This is a genomic window from Ruegeria profundi (genome assembly GCF_049800715.1).
GTDB classification, from domain to species: domain Bacteria; phylum Pseudomonadota; class Alphaproteobacteria; order Rhodobacterales; family Rhodobacteraceae; genus Ruegeria; species Ruegeria profundi_A.
The window spans coordinates 238,918-252,577 of sequence record NZ_JBNAFO010000005.1; the positions used below are offsets into that span (position 1 = coordinate 238,918).

General features: G+C 59.2%; 18 protein-coding genes. 9 read left to right on the top strand and 9 right to left on the bottom strand.

Annotated features, from left to right (window positions below; all coding sequences use genetic code 11):
• Positions 1-5: 5 nt before the first annotated feature.
• The 8 genes from ACP15L_RS10875 to ACP15L_RS10910 all read right to left on the bottom strand — a co-directional run bounded on the left by ACP15L_RS10875 (position 6) and on the right by ACP15L_RS10910 (position 7,054).
• Positions 6-386 (bottom strand): hypothetical protein, encoded by a 381-nt coding sequence (locus ACP15L_RS10875; RefSeq protein ID WP_425084164.1) that lies wholly within the window; start codon positions 384-386, stop codon positions 6-8.
• Positions 383-1,468, bottom strand: coding sequence for a flagellar type III secretion system protein FlhB (gene flhB, locus ACP15L_RS10880; RefSeq protein WP_425084165.1), 1,086 nt, complete (start codon positions 1,466-1,468; stop codon positions 383-385). Before flhB ends, ACP15L_RS10875 begins: the two co-directional genes overlap by 4 nt.
• Entirely contained in the window at positions 1,465-2,238 is a 774-nt protein-coding gene (locus ACP15L_RS10885) for a flagellar biosynthetic protein FliR (RefSeq protein WP_425084166.1), read from the bottom strand. The genes flhB and ACP15L_RS10885 overlap by 4 nt, the downstream gene beginning before the upstream one ends.
• Positions 2,235-4,262, bottom strand: a complete 2,028-nt coding sequence (flhA, locus tag ACP15L_RS10890) for a flagellar biosynthesis protein FlhA (protein ID WP_425084208.1) — start codon at positions 4,260-4,262, stop codon at positions 2,235-2,237. Before flhA ends, ACP15L_RS10885 begins: the two co-directional genes overlap by 4 nt.
• Before the next feature lie 69 nt (positions 4,263-4,331).
• On the bottom strand, positions 4,332-5,030 hold the full coding sequence (locus tag ACP15L_RS10895; RefSeq protein WP_425084167.1) for a lytic transglycosylase domain-containing protein: 699 nt from the start codon (positions 5,028-5,030) through the stop codon (positions 4,332-4,334).
• A gap of 73 nt (positions 5,031-5,103) precedes the next feature.
• Positions 5,104-5,532 (bottom strand): Lrp/AsnC family transcriptional regulator, encoded by a 429-nt coding sequence (locus ACP15L_RS10900; RefSeq protein ID WP_425084168.1) that lies wholly within the window; start codon positions 5,530-5,532, stop codon positions 5,104-5,106.
• Positions 5,533-5,581: 49 nt separating this feature from the next.
• The gene (locus ACP15L_RS10905; protein WP_425084169.1) at positions 5,582-6,796 is read right to left on the bottom strand and encodes an MFS transporter; all 1,215 of its coding nucleotides are present in this window, start codon (positions 6,794-6,796) and stop codon (positions 5,582-5,584) included.
• Positions 6,797-6,799: 3 nt separating this feature from the next.
• Complete coding sequence (locus ACP15L_RS10910; protein WP_170641861.1) at positions 6,800-7,054, bottom strand: metal-sensing transcriptional repressor; 255 nt, start codon at positions 7,052-7,054, stop codon at positions 6,800-6,802.
• Between the two features lie 133 nt (positions 7,055-7,187).
• Between ACP15L_RS10910 and ACP15L_RS10915 the strand changes: the two genes are divergently transcribed.
• The 7 genes from ACP15L_RS10915 (at position 7,188) to ACP15L_RS10945 (ending at position 11,966) form a co-directional block, all read left to right on the top strand.
• Complete coding sequence (locus tag ACP15L_RS10915) at positions 7,188-7,802, top strand: ribonuclease D (protein WP_425084170.1); 615 nt, start codon at positions 7,188-7,190, stop codon at positions 7,800-7,802.
• Complete coding sequence (locus tag ACP15L_RS10920; protein WP_425084171.1) at positions 7,799-8,761, top strand: KpsF/GutQ family sugar-phosphate isomerase; 963 nt, start codon at positions 7,799-7,801, stop codon at positions 8,759-8,761. The genes ACP15L_RS10915 and ACP15L_RS10920 overlap by 4 nt, the downstream gene beginning before the upstream one ends.
• A gap of 11 nt (positions 8,762-8,772) precedes the next feature.
• The gene (gene lptC, locus ACP15L_RS10925; RefSeq protein WP_425084172.1) at positions 8,773-9,372 is read left to right on the top strand and encodes an LPS export ABC transporter periplasmic protein LptC; all 600 of its coding nucleotides are present in this window, start codon (positions 8,773-8,775) and stop codon (positions 9,370-9,372) included.
• Between the two features lie 3 nt (positions 9,373-9,375).
• Positions 9,376-9,870, top strand: coding sequence for an LptA/OstA family protein (locus tag ACP15L_RS10930; protein WP_425084173.1), 495 nt, complete (start codon positions 9,376-9,378; stop codon positions 9,868-9,870).
• A complete protein-coding gene (lptB, locus tag ACP15L_RS10935; protein ID WP_170379956.1) occupies positions 9,870-10,628 on the top strand; it encodes an LPS export ABC transporter ATP-binding protein in 759 nt (252 codons plus the stop codon). Before ACP15L_RS10930 ends, lptB begins: the two co-directional genes overlap by 1 nt.
• A 252-nt stretch (positions 10,629-10,880) precedes the next feature.
• Entirely contained in the window at positions 10,881-11,444 is a 564-nt protein-coding gene (gene hpf, locus ACP15L_RS10940; RefSeq protein ID WP_170379957.1) for a ribosome hibernation-promoting factor, HPF/YfiA family, read from the top strand.
• A 57-nt stretch (positions 11,445-11,501) separates the two neighbouring features.
• Complete coding sequence (locus ACP15L_RS10945) at positions 11,502-11,966, top strand: PTS sugar transporter subunit IIA (RefSeq protein WP_170379958.1); 465 nt, start codon at positions 11,502-11,504, stop codon at positions 11,964-11,966.
• 63 nt (positions 11,967-12,029) lie between these two features.
• Here ACP15L_RS10945 and ACP15L_RS10950 read toward each other — a convergent pair whose 3' ends face one another.
• On the bottom strand, positions 12,030-12,545 hold the full coding sequence (locus ACP15L_RS10950; RefSeq protein WP_425084174.1) for a CAP domain-containing protein: 516 nt from the start codon (positions 12,543-12,545) through the stop codon (positions 12,030-12,032).
• A 169-nt stretch (positions 12,546-12,714) separates the two neighbouring features.
• Between ACP15L_RS10950 and ACP15L_RS10955 the strand changes: the two genes are divergently transcribed.
• Both ACP15L_RS10955 and ACP15L_RS10960 read left to right on the top strand, forming a co-directional pair.
• Positions 12,715-13,314, top strand: coding sequence for a L,D-transpeptidase (locus ACP15L_RS10955; protein ID WP_170470964.1), 600 nt, complete (start codon positions 12,715-12,717; stop codon positions 13,312-13,314).
• 140 nt (positions 13,315-13,454) lie between these two features.
• Positions 13,455-13,637, top strand: coding sequence for a hypothetical protein (locus ACP15L_RS10960; protein WP_425084175.1), 183 nt, complete (start codon positions 13,455-13,457; stop codon positions 13,635-13,637).
• Positions 13,638-13,660 lie beyond the last annotated feature (23 nt).

A 13,660-nucleotide genomic window follows, 5' to 3' on the forward strand; every position in this document is an offset into this window, starting at 1 on the left:
GGTCGTCACGGTTTAGGCCGTGACCGCGCGCGCTTCTGTTCGGCCTTGAGGGTGTCATTCAAACGTTCAACGGCTTGTTTGCGCCCAAAGGCCTGACGCAGTTGCTGCAGGGCTGCAAGTTTCTGTGCCCTGCATCGCGCCAGTTCCATGTTCAATTGCCGCCGTGTCGCGGCCTCCCACCCGTTCCACAAGACATCGGTTCCGGTGATTTGATACCCATCGGCCACTGCGCTGTCCTGACGGGTTTGCACGACCTGTGCGTCCAGACGCGCCAACTGAGCTTGCACACGCGCTTCGGCCTCCAACACGGGGCGCAGCTTTTGATATTCGCTTTGATAGACCGCTTCGGTGACCGATTTCAGGTCGGGCAGTTCGTGGCGTTTCATCCAATTTGTCCTTTCGCGCGCTTTCGCATGGCTTCGGCAAAACGGATCGCAGCAGCGACCGGGCGGTAGTGTTCTTCGGCGATCTCCTGCCCGATCTCGACGGTCGCGTGAATCGCGCGCGCCGTTGGCGGGTCCGAATGGATGGGAACGCCAGCCCCGCCCGCAGCCGACCGGATTGCGGCGGCCACCTCATCGACGCCCTTGGCCACGCAGACAGGGGCCGTCCCAGGCCCCCGGGACCATTTCAAAGCGACCGCATAGTGGGTCGGGTTCACGATCACGACGTCGGCTTTAGGCACATCGGCCATCATCGGATTGGTCGCAATCTCCTGCGCCCGTGCGCGGCGCTGTTGTTTGACATGCGGGTCGCCCTCGGCGTCCTTGGTCTCATCCTGGATTTCCTTTCGCGACATCCGGTTCTTGCGCATGTGTTCGGCATATTGCCAAACGTAGTCGACGACCCCGATCGCAAGCGCGATGGCGATTACAATGAACAGAAAGCGAAATAGCAGGTTCATCATCAGCAGGATCGAGCTGTGGGCTGGAGCGGCGCTGGCGGAAACGATCTCGGTCAGGTTGGCCTTGAGGAACAGGGCCAGACAAGTGCCGTAGATCACCAGTTTGGCAAAGCTCTTGGCGAATTCGAACAGCCCGCTCCGCCCGAACTTGTTCTTGGCGTTGTACAGGAGCGAGATCCGCGAGAGTTTGGGTTGCAACTTGGTGGGTGCAAAAATCAACGCACGCTGGGCGATAAGGCTCAGTAGAACCGCTGCTGTCGGAAGCGCAAACAGAAGGGCCACCGGCAAAAGCGCGCCTTTCAGCATTCCGGCGACCGGTGCTGATGCAGGCCCCGAAGTAACAAGCTGCGCGATGTCATCCGACTGGTCGATCAGAACCACAAACAATGTGCCCATCTGATCGACTGTAAACTTTCCGACCGTCAGTAGCGCGATCAGCAAACCGGTATAGGCGGCAACAACGGACAGATCGTTGGACTTTGCTACCTCACCTTTTTCGCGCGCTTTCTGAAGCTTCTGTGGCGTCGGGTCAAAGGACTTGTCACTGTCGTCGTCCGCGCTCATCGACCGGATTCCAGCGGGTTGAGGGTGAATGAGAACAACGCATCCGCCCATACAGACAGGATCAAGGGCGCTCCGGCAAACAGCAGGAACAGCCCGGCAAAGGTGATCGCCGGGGCGCCGACAAAGGCAACCATCAGCTGCGGCATCGCCCTGTTAATGACCCCGAGGGCGAGGTTGTAGATCAATGAGGCGATCACGAACGGAGTGGCCAGCGCAAAGGCCAACCCAAAGCTATGGGCGACTTGCCTGACGCCCCATTGTGATAGATCAGGGGCCGAGAGGGCCCGCCCCATCGGGAACATGGCGTAGCTGTGGATCAGGAACTCGGCAACGCGGATGTGCAGCCCCATCAGTACTGCTAGGGCCAGTCCGGCCAGGGTCAGGAACATCCCCAGCGCGGGGGCCGGATCGGCGGCCGCGCCACCCAGAAGCTGGGACAGCGACGTCGATTGCGCCGCGATGGACCCGGCGGTCTGCAGGGCCAGCACAAACAGGCGCAACCCCATGCCCAGAACCATGCCGACCAGAACCTCGGTGCCGACCAGGCGCGCCATCGGCAGCAGGCCCGGACCGGATTGCGGGGAGGGCACCGCTGGCAACACGATCAGGGTAAAGGCCACGGCGACCGCAAGCTTGACCCGGACCGGGATGCTGCGTTCGCCAAAAGCGGGCAAGAGGGTGACCACAGCGGACACCCTCAGAAAAACGGCAAACGCATGCCACAGCCCCGTGCCGAGTTGTCCCAACAGCTCGGGCGGCAGGGCGATCATGCGGGTACGGTTCCGACCAGGGCGGGGCGAGCCTCGAGCCCGATTTCTTCGAAGGAGAGAACCGGATTGGACACCCCGCGCGCCTGCATGATCGAGCGCAACAGGCGGCGCCGGCGGGTCGAGGTCACGACGGCTGGAAACAACCCGTGATCGGCGGATTGTGCGACGCTGTCCACCACACCGTCGGCCAGCTTGTTGAACAGGTTGGGGGGCAATGCCACGTCCAGCCCAGCGGCTGGGCCGTCAATCTGGTAGCTGGCAAACGTATCCTCCCATTCGGGGGCCAGTTGGATCAGCGGGATTGAGCCATCCTCACGCTTCATCTCGGCCACCAGCTGAAAGCCCAGCCGCTGGCGGACCAGTTCGCAAATGCCTTCGGGCTGGGTGGTGGTCAGGCGTGCTTCGGCTACGCTTTCCAGGATCAGGGCCATGTTGCGGATCGAGACACGCTCATCCAGCAGCAACCTCAGAACCGCGTGCAGCGTATCGATCGGCACCTTGTCGGGGATCAGTTCATCCAGCAGCTTGCGATTTGCCTCGGCCCGGACAGGATCGCTGAGGCGGGTCATTTCGGACAACAGACGTCGCAAGGACTTCAATGTCAGCAGGCGTGAGAAGTTCTGCTTGATGATCTCCAGCAGATGGGTCGCCAGAATCTCGGGCGGTGAGACGATGGTGGCCCCGTTCAGGGCGGCATCCTCTTGATCTTTGGGCAGAATCCAGCGTGCGGGGGCACCGTAGACAGGCTCGGTCACGTCATTGCCGTCGGGCAGAAACTCATGCCCGTCCTGCACCAGCGCCAACACCAGATCGGGGTTCAGCACGCCACGTGCCTGTTCGACGCCCTGCACCTTGATGACATAGGTGCCGGTGGGCAGTTCGGCGCGGTCGGTCAGGCGAATCTCGGGCAGGATGAGGCCAAAGGTCGAGGCCACATAGGTCCGCATATTCGCAATGCGCGCGTCCAACCCGGTTCCGGGATTAAGCACCATGCTGACAAGGTCGGGCGCGAATTCCAGATGCACGTCGTCCAGATCCAGAATATCTCCGATTGCTTGCGAAACAGGGGTTTCCGCTTCGGACGCGGGGGTCTGGGCCTGAAGCACCTCGGCCTTCTGTTTTTGATGGACCCTGAAGGCCGCGTATCCCAAGACACCCGCGCCCAGCATGAAGGGCAGGAAGGGCAGGCCGGGGACGAGGGCGAAAAGAACCATCAACACAGCCACCGTGCCCAGCGCAGCCGGGTGTTTGCCCAGTTGCGAGAAGATGGCGTTGTCGGTCGCGCCCTGCGTGCCGCCGCGCGCCAGCAATAGCGCCGAGGCGATCGAGATGATCACCGCCGGGATTTGCGAAACCAGACCATCGCCCACGGTCAGAATGGCGTAGGTTTCAAAGGCAGATGTGACCGGCATGCCATGTACGATCACGCCCATGACCAGCCCAATCACAAGGTTCAACAGCGTGATCAACAGCCCGGCAACCGCATCACCCTTGACGAATTTTGATGCGCCGTCGAGCGAGCCGAAAAAGGTCGTCTCTTGCTGTTCGCGTTCGCGCCGCTCTTTGGCTTGCTGGTGGTCGATGGCCCCGGCGGACATGTCGCTGTCGATGGCCAGCTGTTTACCCGGCATCCCGTCCAGAGCAAAGCGCGCGCCGACCTCGGCCATTCGTGCCGCGCCTTTGGTGATCACCATGAAATTCACGATCAACAACACGCAGAACACCACCAGGCCCAAAAAGATGCTGCCGCCCATCACGAAATTTGCGAAGCCTTCGATCACGTTGCCCGCCGCATTTGGCCCGGTATGGCCCTGACCGATGATCAGTTTGGTGGATGAGACGTTCAGCGACAGCCTCAGCATCAGCGAGGCCAGCAGGATTGTCGGGAAGGATGAGAAATCCAGCGGGCGTTCGATGAACAGCGTCAGGGTGAAAATCAGAATGGCCAGCGCGAAGGAGGCGGCCAGCCCAACATCCAAAACCCAGGCGGGCATCGGCAGGATCATCATCACGATGATGGTCATCAGCACCAGTGCCAAAAGGACGGTGGGCGAGAACAGGGATCGGGCGTTTATGGTGGTCACGCTGACCTCCTAGTTGAATGCGATGAAGGCGGTGGCAGCACCCGCCGCTGGAACCAAAGATCCCAGAGATCTGTCATTGGAATCAACCGGTTGCACCGGGATCAGCGGGGCGGCTGCCCCTGTGAAAGGGTCCCGCGATGCCACATGAGTTTGGGGTGGAACGGCCCCGTCCAGCTGCGCCAGAACGGTCTGGAACCGACCGCGATAGGCCTCGGCCAAAGAAGGTGTGCGCGAATGATAGGCCCCGGCGGCGGCGGGCCAGGATCCAAGCTCGGCATAGAGGTCTTTGAGAAACCTTGCGGCGTAGGTGGCGTTCTCCTGCGGGTCGAACATCGCGTCGATCGAGCGGAAGGCTTTGCCGTGCCAGCGGTAGTTGATCTGAAAACACCCGATGTCAAAGCTGCGCTTGCCGGCTTTGAAAATCCGGAAAACATAGGTTTTTGCCTCAACTTCGGAGGTGAACCAATAGCCCTGCCCTTCGACATTGATGGTCCAGGGCCAGGGTTGCAGCCGCCCGCCATGGGTGCGCCCCGTCTCAACCCGTGAAATGGCGCGCAGGACGTCCAGTGGTACGCCTTCGGACAGTGCCGCGCGGCGTGCGGCATGATCGCAGATATCGCCCGCGCGGGCATCCGGCATGGCACGCCCGGCCTGCGCAATCAGCGCAAGCGTCAGCACAAAGACGATCGAGACGAAACGATGGGGCATTCTGCCGGTCCGGGATTCGGGTCATTCCGGGCCAAGCTAGCCAGTGATCGGTTTACAGAGGGTTATCGCCCCATCATTTTCGGTCGATCCGACGCCCGAACACGACGCTGGTATTGGTGCGCAGAACGCCGGGGATTTTGGCCAGTTCATCGACCAGAATATCCAGATCCTCAATCCGGGGGGCCTCGGCAGACAGTAGCAGGTCAAACTCACCATTGATCGACAGGCAGCGTTTGACCTCGGGATAGGCCTCAAGCCGTTTGATGATGCGGGTGGTTTCCTTTTGCTGGACCTCAAGCATCACGATCACCTGCACGCGCGAGGTATCGTCGGTGGCGTGCAATTGAACGGAATAGCCCGCGATCACGCCACGCTCTTCCATGCGCTTGATCCGCTCATGCACGGTGGTGCGGGCCACGCCCAACTTGGCCGCGATATTCGTGGTCGATTCACGGGCATTGTGCTGCAGCGCGGTGATGATGCGGCGGTCGAGCTGATCCATGGGGCCTCCGGCAGGGTCGCTTTGGTTTACGGTAGAAGCGCCCGGAGGCTCAAGGCTTCTGCGCTGAGGGGGCTCTGTCGGATCGCGGCCAGATGACCAGTGCAGCAGCGATGCCCAAGGCAGAAACGCAGGTTGTGGTGGTCATGACCACGGTTGCGCCGAAACGGGTCATCAGCCACCCCGATAGTGGATAGAGGACCAGCCAGCAGGCATGTGATAGGGTGAACTGGGCGGCAAATACGGCGGGTCGGTCCTCGGGCTGGGCCGAGCGGGTCAAAAGGCGTCCCGAAGGGGTCAGGGTCATTGAATAGCCGAAGCCCACGCAGGCCCAGAAGGCCGTAAGCAGCGGTAGGGAGAGTGCTCCGGATGTCATGGCTGCTCCGGCCATGGCCAGCGCGCCAAATGTCGCCCCGGTCAGCATGACCCGGCGGTCCTTGAACCGATCCAGCAGAGAGGGAAGCACGAAGGCCGCAATCATCGAGCCGCCGCCGAATCCGGCCAAAGCAATGGCCACGGCGCTTTCGGACAGGCCCAAATCCGCGCGCACAAGGACCACAGTATTGACGATCACCATAGAGCTCAGCGCGGCTGCAGACCAACTGAGTGCCAGAAGGCCGCGCAAACGTGTTGTCGATAGATAGATACGGATGCCGCGCGTTGTCCGGTCGTATATTCCGCGTCGCTCTGTGGGTTTGGGCGAGGGCAGAACTACGGAGACCACCAGCAGCGCAGAGGCAATAAACCCAGCTCCGGTTCCCCAAAACAGCGTATCAAAGCTGACAAAGACCAGTAACGCGGCCGCCAGCATCGGGCTGAGCAGGCTTTCCAGATCATAGGCAAGGCGAGACAAGGACAGCGCGCGCGTGTAGTCCTGCTCATCCGTCAGGACGTCGGGAATAGTGGCCTGAAACGCGGGGGTGAACCCGGCTGAGGCCGATTGCAGGACGAAAATCAGCACATAGACCTGCCAGACCTCGGATACGAAGGGCAGGCACAGGGCGACCGCGGCCCGGATCAGATCCAGCACCACCAGCATCCTGCGCCGGTCGAGCTGTTCCGCAAACGCCGCCGCCAGTGGGGCGATCCCCACATAGGCTACCATCTTGATGGTCAGAGCCGTGCCCAACACCATCCCTGCAGCCTCGCCCGCCAGATCATAGGCCAGCAGGCCCAACGCGATCGTCGCCAGCCCGGTCCCCGTCAACGCAACGACCTGAGCTGCCAGAAGGTGGCGATAGGTGCGATTTTGCAGGACACTGAGCATTGGTCAGAGGTACTTTGTGATGGTTTTGAAATCTTCGATGGCCGAACCGTCCTCGGATGTCAGGCAATGGTCGATATGGTCGTGGATCAGAACCCGTTTGGCATTGGTGATTGCTTTCTCGACCGCAAACAGCTGCTGGGCAACGTCGGAGCAGGGCGCGTGATCTTCGAGCATGGCAATGACTTTCGCCAGATGACCATGCGCCCGTTTCAGGCGGGCAGTGATTTGCGGGTGCGATTCATGCGTGTTATCAGTCATGATATATCCTTATCCTCCCCATGGGGATAATATCAAGCCCATAAAGCGACAGAATGCCCAGCTACAGGGTCAGCGTTGAGTTTGCCGGATAAACCGCCTATCTCGGGGTCGAGACCGCACAAAGGAAACCTCTGTGGCAAACCACCTGTATAAAAACGACCTGCCCGACGGGCTGGACCTTGGGCCGATCGTGGCCATCGACTGTGAAACCATGGGGCTGAATCCGCATCGGGATCGCTTGTGCGTAATCCAGATGTCCGGCGGCGACGGCGACAGCCATATCGTTCAGGTTGAAAAGGGACAGACCGATGCTCCGAACCTTTGCGCGATGCTGGAAGACGCAGATGTGCTGAAACTGTTCCATTTCGGGCGTTTCGATATCGCAGCGATGTACCATGCCTTTGGGGCACTGGCCGCACCGGTCTATTGCACCAAGATCGCCAGCCGCCTTGTGCGCACCTATACCGACCGCCACGGGCTAAAAAACCTGTGTCAGGAACTGATCGGCGTCGATATCTCGAAGCAACAGCAGATGAGCGATTGGGGGGCCGAGACCCTGTCTGAGGCCCAGCTGGAATACGCGGCTTCGGACGTGTTGTACCTGCACCGCCTGCGGGATGAGCTGAACAAGCGGCTGGCCCGCGAAGGCCGGACCGAGATGGCGCAGGCCTGTTTTGACTTCCTGCCGATGCGTGCGAAACTCGACCTCGCAGGCTGGCCCGAAACTGATATTTTTGCGCACTCATGACCGATACCGAAGCATTCCTGAAAACCGCCCGTCAGGTTGTCACCGATGAGGCTCGCGCGCTGGATGTGCTGGCCGAAAGCCTGAACGAGGATTTTGCCGAAGCGGTGCAGCTGATCCTGCAGGCCACCGGTCGCATCATCATCAGCGGTATCGGCAAGTCGGGCCATATCGGCCACAAAATTGCGGCCACATTGGCCTCGACCGGCACGCCTGCGTATTTCGTCCATCCCGCCGAAGCGAGCCATGGTGATCTGGGCATGGTGTCCAAGGATGATGTGGTTCTGGCGATCTCGAATTCCGGCGAGGCGCCGGAACTGGTCAACCTTCTGGCCTTTACGCGCCGCTTCGGCATTCCGCTGATCGGTCTGTCCAGCAAGCCGGAAAGCACGTTGATGAAGCAAGCTGACGTGCATCTGCTGATCCCGTCTATGGGTGAGGCCTGTGGGTTCGGCATGGTGCCCTCGATCTCGACCACGCTGACGCTGGCCATGGGCGACGCGCTGGCGATCGCGCTGATGAAACACCGCGATTTCAAGCCCGAGGATTTCCGCGCTTTTCACCCTGGCGGCAAACTGGGCGCGCAACTCTCTACCGTGCGCGACCTCATGCATGCCGATCTGCCCGTGGTGCAGTCCGGCACCTCCATGAGCGAGGCGTTGCTGGTGATGAGCCAGAAGAGCTTTGGCGTGGTGGGTGTGACAGATGATGCGGATCGCCTTTTGGGCATCGTCACCGATGGCGACTTGCGCCGCAATATGGACGGGCTTTTGAACAAGACCACGGATGAGGTCATGACCCGCGATCCTCTGACCATCGCGCCCAACGCCATGGCGGAAGAGGCCGTAGGCATCATGAATGACCGCAAGATCACATCGCTGTTCGTGGTTGATCCTGAAGCGGATGGGCAGGCGCAGGGTCTGTTGCATATCCACGACTGCCTGCGCGTCGGTCTGGGTTAGGGAGCGATACGGTGGATCGCTATTCCCGCATGGTTCAGTTCCTCAAGGTGCTGCTGCCTCTGACGGCGATTGTCTTGCTGTCCACCGTTTTCCTTCTGTCGCGCAGCATCGAGACTGATGTCTCAGTGCCCTTCTCGCAGGAGGATATCGAAGATCGCCTGGCCGGGCAGGTCATTACGCAACCCAACTACCGCGGCACCACCAAAAAGGGCGAAGAGGTCCAGATTGAGTCGACCAGGGTGACCCAAGGGTCCGAGGGTGAAGAGCCGACGGCATCGCTGTTTCGCGGGCGGTTCGGGATGCTGAACGGCGGTGAAATCAAGCTGGACTCCAACTCTGGCCTGATCCGGCCCGACAAGGGGACGGCGACCTTTGTTGGCGATGTGGTGATTACCACCTCGGACGGCATTCAGGTCACGACCGACCTTTTGAATACATCGCTGGAAGAAATACGTGGCGACACTCCCGGTCAGGTCGATGGCACCGGCGTCATCGGAACATTCTCTGCCGGTCGTATGCAATTTGGCACTGAAAAAAAGGACGGACCGGTCCATATTCTTTTTACAGACGGCGTGAAGTTGGTATATGAGCCAACAAAAGCAGAAAGATAACCTGTGATCCATTTTCGATTTCTCTTTGTTTGCATGGCTCTGTTGATGGGCCCGGTTTCTGCCATCGCACAAGAAGCGCAGGTTGCATTCGGTTCGGTCAAGGCCGACCCCAGCCTGCCGGTCGAGGTGACCTCGGACTCACTGAACGTCAATCAAGAGGATGGATCGGCCGAGTTTCTCGGCAATGTGATCGTGATTCAGGGGGAAATGCGCCTGTCTGCTGAGCGGGTTCTGGTGATCTACAGTCAGGACCGCTCCTCCATCGAACGGATGGAAGCGACCGAGAATGTCGTTCTGGTCAGCCCTCCGGATGCCGCCGAAGGGGATCAGGCGGAATATACCATCGACACCGGCGTGATCGTGATGAAGGGCAACGTGCTGCTGACACAGGGGCCCAGCACGATCAGCGGCGACCAGATGGTTGCGAACCTGACCTCGGGCACCGCAACGATGACGGGCCGCGTCAAAACCATTCTTCAGCAGGGTGGCGGAAACTGATGGCTGCCCCAACCTTGTCTGTCGCGGAAGGAAGCGCAGGTCTGCGCATCGAGAAACTGCGCAAATCCTATCGGAAAAAAACTGTGATCCGGGATGTGTCCATGACGCTCGACCGGTCCGAAGTAGTCGCACTGCTGGGTCCGAACGGGTCGGGTAAGACGACGACCTTTTACTCCGTCGCCGGGCTGGTTTTCCCCGAAGCCGGTAAGGTCACGATAGACGGGCAGAATGTCACGACGCTGCCGATGTATCGCCGCGCTCGTCTTGGGATCGGCTATCTTCCGCAGGAGATGTCGATTTTTCGCGGCATGAGCGTCGAGGACAATATCGCCTCGGTTCTGGATATCACCGTCAAGCACGCCCATCGCCGGAAAGAGCGGTTGGAGGAGCTGCTGTCGGATTTCTCGATCGAACACCTGCGCCGCGCGCCCGCGCTTGCCCTGTCCGGTGGTGAGCGGCGCCGGGTAGAGATCGCGCGCTGTCTGGCCGCCGATCCGAAATATCTGCTGCTCGACGAACCCTTTGCGGGCGTTGACCCGATCAGTGTGGGGGATATCAGGCATCTGGTGGCTGATCTGAAGAAGCGTGGGATCGGCGTGTTGATCACCGATCACAACGTACGCGAAACGCTCGAGATCGTGGATCGCGCCTATATCCTGCATGACGGGCAGGTTCTGATGTCAGGTACACCTGACGAGGTCGTTGAGAACGAAAACGTGCGCCGGGTTTATCTGGGCGAAAACTTCCGTATTTCATAGGGTTGGGCGATTTTTCGCCGGACGCTTAGCGGAAATCGCGTATATACACCTCTGTTTTGATTGACTCTTCCGCCGCCTCTTGTCTCAATTGGGGTATGGCATTTATTCGGTTCCAGTCTGGATCTCGATACCCCTTCGCTGAAGGGCTGGGACGGCAGCAACCGATCAAAATGTCGATATCCCCCACCCGATAAAAACAAGCATGTTGCGTGACGCAACGTCAGAATGGGTGTGAATTGTGAAGGAGATCACATGCGTTACCAAATCAGCGGAAAACAGATCGACATCGGTGCGGCCCTGCAGACCCACGTGCAGACCGAACTGGGCGAAGTTGTTGGCAAATATGCCCAGCGCCCGACCGACGCCAATGTCGTCTTTTCCCGTTCGGCGCATGAATATGTATGCGAAACTACAGTACATTTATCTACCGGCCTGACCGCTCAGGCCAAGGCCCACGCAACCGAGATCTATGCAGCGTTCGAGGCATGCTGTGACAAGATGGAAACACAGTTGCGCCGCTACAAGCGCCGCCTGAAGGACCATCACAAGGATCGTTCTGAGCCTGTTGAACTCTTTGGGGCGTCCTCTTATATCCTCGCCTCTGACGAATCGAACACGGCAGATGAACCCGAATCGCTACAGCCCATGATTGTGGCTGAGATGGAAACAAAGATCCCATCGCTCAGCGTTGGTGAGGCCGTAATGCAAATGGAACTTGCCGGAGCGCCGGTGTTAGTGTTCCGGAATGAGAACAAGGATGGGTTGAATGTCGTGTATCGTCGCGATGACGGCAATATCGGCTGGATTGATCCTTAAACAGGCAAGTTGAGAGAGATCGGCCTTAGCACGCAAAGGCCGCTATGGAGCATGATCATGGAGCTTTCGAGCATTCTCAAGCCCGAAGCAGTACGTGTGTTATCTGCCGCGTCTAGCAAGAAGCGGCTGTTTCAGGAAATCGGCGACGTCGCTGCCGGTGCTTTGGACCTGGATACCCAGGTCGTCGTGGATTGCCTGCTGGAGCGCGAAAGCCTCGGCCCCACGGGTGTGGGTCATGGCGTGGCATTGCCACATGCGCGGCTGGGCGGGATTGAGTCGGTCTCGGGCGTTTTTGTGATGCTTGAAAAGCCGATCGACTTTAGTGCAGTTGACCGCCAGCCGGTGGATATCGCCTTTGCGCTGTTTGCGCCCGAAGAGGCGGGTGTGGATCACCTCAAGGCTTTGGCACTGGTGTCGCGCACCCTGCGTGACAGCGCTGTTTGCGCCAAGCTTCGGGCGAACCCCGATCCGGTCAAGCTATACGCGATCCTGACCGAAGCGCAGTCCATGCAAGCCGCTTAAATCCTAGTGAAATTACAAAAAGCCCGCGAAAACCGCGGGCTTTTTTTTGGACGGGGCGGGTTGTTAGCCTCCGTTGCCCATTTCTAGCGTCCACCAGATCTTACCACCGTTTTCCTGATGCCAAGCAAAGCCCATCTGCGTCGCCTTGGGGTCAAGGATTACAGAACGGGGGCCGGGTTCCTGCATCCAGGCGGCCAGTGTCTCGGTTTCCGTCTCATAGGTTTCCGAGATCGCTTCGCCCAGGAATGTCCCGAAATAGCCCACACGTGCTGCACGGTCGATCGGGGAAGAGCCATCCGATCCGAAGTGCCAAGGGCGATTCTGCCGGGCCATATCCTTGGAATGCGTAGCGGCCGCCGCGTTCAACTGAGAGTTCAGTTGTACGGACTGCAAGCCCTGCGCCTGCCGCAGCGCATTCACCGAATCGAGCATGCGGAACTGCAGCTTCTCGGGGTTGCCACGGATTTTGTAGACTGAGGGCAAGGGGCGTCCATCGGCACCCAGTGCCGTGGTGCTCGTGTCGGTACATGCCGCCAAGGCGACAAGGCAAATCAACAGAAAAGAAAAGATACGCGTCATGATCGACCTGATTATTGTGTCGCTAACGGGCATAACGCGCTAGGCTGTCTTGAGCAAACGCACAATGACCAAAGCCTGCATGATTCTGCCGGTTTGGTTTGCGACTGAAGCATTCTGGCAATAAAATGGGCCAGATTTTCCATTTCGCCATAACGAAGGACCTTTTGTCATGGTTAAAAAGCACATTCCTCTTTCGACCCGCCGGGGGTTTCTGGCCGGAGCCTCGTCTCTGCTGGCCGCACCTGCGATCGCGCAGTACATCCCGGGCGACCCGCTGCGACCTGCACCTGAACCCGAAGCGCCGGTCCGGCGTAATGTCTCAGGATTCCGCGCTCAGGACTGGCGGCCTTATTTCTCGAACACCAGAAACGGGGCCATTCTGGTCGATACCACGTCGCGAGCGCTGCATTATTGGTCAAATGATCAATCTGTATACAAACTCTACCCCTCTTCGGTTCCTTTGACCGAGGAGATGACCCGTCGCGGGCGCACCAGCGTCATTCGCAAGGTTGAGGGGCCAAGCTGGTCTCCAACGCCGTCGATGAAGAGGCGAAACCCCGAATGGCCCGATTACATCCCGCCTGGACCCGATAACCCATTGGGAACGCACGCTTTGTACCTTGGATGGAAGTACTACCGCATCCACGGCACCCATGACACGCGCAAGATTGGACGGAAATCTTCGAATGGCTGCATCGGCCTTTTCAACGAAGACATCGCCGAGCTGTTCTCTATGGCGAAGGTCGGCACGCAAGTGTTGCTAATTTGACGACATTTTCGCTCACCGACTCGATTAATCGGCAAGTTGCAATTGCATTCCAACCGCTTTGCTGATTAGAAAAATATCACGAGGTAAGTCTTAGTTGTGCGGTTCCGCGGACTGGAGCCGTGCAGATTCTGGAGGTTAATATGAAGAAACTCGTTCTCGCCGCTGCACTGACCGCTGCTGCTTCGACCGCTTATGCTGGTAACCTGGAAGAGCCGGTTGTTGAGGCACCTGTTGTTGTTGAAGAAACTCAGGGCACGTCGCAGGGTATCGTCCTGCCGCTGATCCTGCTGGTTATTGTTGCCGCAGCTATTGCAGCAAGCTAAGTCGACGAGCACAATCCAGAGAA

Bases quoted from the DNA above. Each gene is read 5' to 3' on its own strand.
- ACP15L_RS10960 (WP_425084175.1), top strand. From the start codon at position 13,455: ATGAAGAAACTCGTTCTCGCCGCTGCACTGACCGCTGCTGCTTCGACC.
- ACP15L_RS10875 (WP_425084164.1), bottom strand. From the start codon at position 386: ATGAAACGCCACGAACTGCCCGACCTGAAATCGGTCACCGAAGCGGTC.
- ACP15L_RS10945 (WP_170379958.1), top strand. From the start codon at position 11,502: ATGGAGCTTTCGAGCATTCTCAAGCCCGAAGCAGTACGTGTGTTATCT.
- lptB (WP_170379956.1), top strand. From the start codon at position 9,870: ATGGCTGCCCCAACCTTGTCTGTCGCGGAAGGAAGCGCAGGTCTGCGC.
- ACP15L_RS10900 (WP_425084168.1), bottom strand. From the start codon at position 5,532: ATGGATCAGCTCGACCGCCGCATCATCACCGCGCTGCAGCACAATGCC.
- ACP15L_RS10920 (WP_425084171.1), top strand. From the start codon at position 7,799: ATGACCGATACCGAAGCATTCCTGAAAACCGCCCGTCAGGTTGTCACC.
- ACP15L_RS10895 (WP_425084167.1), bottom strand. From the start codon at position 5,030: ATGCCCCATCGTTTCGTCTCGATCGTCTTTGTGCTGACGCTTGCGCTG.
- ACP15L_RS10910 (WP_170641861.1), bottom strand. From the start codon at position 7,054: ATGACTGATAACACGCATGAATCGCACCCGCAAATCACTGCCCGCCTG.
- ACP15L_RS10950 (WP_425084174.1), bottom strand. From the start codon at position 12,545: ATGACGCGTATCTTTTCTTTTCTGTTGATTTGCCTTGTCGCCTTGGCG.
- flhA (WP_425084208.1), bottom strand. From the start codon at position 4,262: ATGACCATCATCGTGATGATGATCCTGCCGATGCCCGCCTGGGTTTTG.
- ACP15L_RS10955 (WP_170470964.1), top strand. From the start codon at position 12,715: ATGGTTAAAAAGCACATTCCTCTTTCGACCCGCCGGGGGTTTCTGGCC.
- hpf (WP_170379957.1), top strand. From the start codon at position 10,881: ATGCGTTACCAAATCAGCGGAAAACAGATCGACATCGGTGCGGCCCTG.
- ACP15L_RS10885 (WP_425084166.1), bottom strand. From the start codon at position 2,238: ATGATCGCCCTGCCGCCCGAGCTGTTGGGACAACTCGGCACGGGGCTG.
- ACP15L_RS10905 (WP_425084169.1), bottom strand. From the start codon at position 6,796: ATGCTCAGTGTCCTGCAAAATCGCACCTATCGCCACCTTCTGGCAGCT.
- flhB (WP_425084165.1), bottom strand. From the start codon at position 1,468: ATGAGCGCGGACGACGACAGTGACAAGTCCTTTGACCCGACGCCACAG.